The organism is Bradyrhizobium sp. LVM 105, assembly GCF_003957705.1.
Taxonomy (GTDB): Bacteria; Pseudomonadota; Alphaproteobacteria; order Rhizobiales; family Xanthobacteraceae; genus Bradyrhizobium; species Bradyrhizobium frederickii.
In genome coordinates this window covers 1-1877 of sequence record NZ_QZMV01000077.1, presented here as the reverse complement: position 1 = coordinate 1877, position 1877 = coordinate 1, and the positions used below count along the sequence as shown (strand labels likewise).

1 protein-coding gene is annotated in these 1877 nt (G+C 48.2%); it reads right to left on the bottom strand.

Annotated elements, in window-relative coordinates; all coding sequences use genetic code 11:
* Positions 1–1877: hypothetical protein (locus D6B98_RS42170; protein WP_164719174.1), on the bottom strand; the 1877-nt coding region annotated here is incomplete at both ends.

The following is a 1877-nucleotide window of genomic DNA, read 5'->3' as shown; positions in this document are numbered from 1 at the left end:
TGGGTCTGGCCGGTCCGCATCGTCAGGCCCTTGTTCCTGCCTTCTCCCCTTTTCCTCCTTTCTTCCCCTCCTCTTTCCCCTCCTTCCCCCTCTCTTCTTCCTCCTTTCCTTCCTCCCTCTCTCCTCTCTCTCCTCCCCCTCTTCTCCTTCTTTCTCTTCTTCTTCTCTTTCCCTCTCTTTCTTTTCCTCCTTCTCTCTCTCTCCCTCCCCTTCCTCTCTCCCTCTTCCCCTCTTCCCTCTCTCTCCTCTTCTCCGCCCTCTCTTCCTCCCTCCTTTTCCTCTTCTCCTTTTTCTCTTTCTCTTCCCCTTTTCTCTTCCTCCCCCCCCCCCTTCCCCTTCCCCTCCCTTTTTTCCTCCCCTCCTCCCTTCCCCTCCTCTTTCCCCTCTTTCTCTTTCTCCTTCTCCCTCTCTCCTTCCTTTTCTCTTCTTTTTCCTCCCTCCTTCTCTCTCTCCTCTTTCCTCTTCTCTCTCTCCTCCTCTTTCTCCTTCTCTCCCTCCTCCCCCTCTTCCTTTCTCCTTTTTTTCTTTCCTTTCCTCCCTCTTTTTCTTTCTCTCCCTGCCTCCTTCCTTTTCCTTTTCCTCCTCTCTCTTCTTCTTCTTCTTCCTCTTCTTTTCTTTTTTCCTCCTGATTTGAGATCTCTCTTTCTTTCTTCCTCGCCTCCCTTTTTTTTTCCTTCTCTTCTTTTCCTTTTCCTTTTCTCCCCTCTCTCTCCTCTCCTCCCCCCCTTCTGTCTCTCCCCTCCCCCCTCTCTTCCTCTCTTTCTTTCTCTCCTCTTCTTCCTCCTCTCCTTCTCTCTTCTTCTTTCTCTTTTTCTCCTTCCTTTTTTTTTTCGTTCTCCTCCTCCTTCTTCTTCTTTTTCTCCTTTTTCCTCTTTCTTCTCTTCTTTCTCTTCCTTTTCTTTTTCTTCTTCCTTTTCTTTTTTTCTCTTCTTCTTCCTTCTTCTCCTCTCTCTCCTCCCTCCTCTTCTCCCCTCCCTCTTCCTCTTTCCTTCCTTCCCTCTCCTCTCCCCCCCCCTCTCTTCCTCCCTCCCTTTCTCCCCCTCTCCTCTTCCTCTCCCCTCTTTCTTTTTCTCCTTCTCCTCCTCCTCTTTCTTTTCTTCCTCTTCTTTTCTTCTTCCTTCCCTTTCTTCTTCCCTTCCTTCTCTCCCCCTTTCCCTTTTCACTATCTTTCCTTTCTTCCTCGTCGTTTTCTTTCTCGTTTTCCTTCTCTTCTTCTTTTCCCTTTTTCCTTCCCTCTTTCCTTCCTTCTCTCTCCTTCTTCTCCTCTCCTTCTTTCCTTCCCTTCTCCTTCTCCTTTCTCTTCCTCCTCTTCTCCTTTTTTTCTCTCTCCTCCCTTCTCTTTCTTTTTCTTTCTTTTTCTCTTTTTTTTCTTCCTTTCTCTCTTCTCTTTTTTCTTTTCCTTCTTCTTCTTCTTCCTTCTTTTCCTTTTCCTTTTTTCCTCCCTTCCCCCTCTCCTTCCTTTTCTTTCTTGCTCTTTTTCCCCTCTCCTCCCTCTCTCCCTCTTTCTCTTTCCTTCCTTTTTCTTTTTTCCTCTCTTTCCCCCCTTCCTTCTCCTTCCCTTCCTTTCTTTCTCTCTTTCCTTTCTTCTTCCTCTTCCTTCTCTCCCTCCCCCCTCTCCTTTCCTTTCCCCTTTCTTCTTTCCTCTCCTCTTCCCTCCTCTTTTCCTCCCTCTCTCCCCCTTCTTCTTCCCTCTCTTTTCCCCTTCTTTTTCCTCCCTCTCCTCCCCTCCCTTCCCTTCCTTTTCCTCTCCCTCCTCTTCTCTCCTCTCTTCTTCCTTTCTCTCCCTCCCTCTCTCTCTTCTCTCCTTTCTTCCCTCTCCCCCTCTTCCCTTCCCCTTCCCCTTTCCCTCTCCTTCTTCCTTTCCTTTTTCCCTTTTC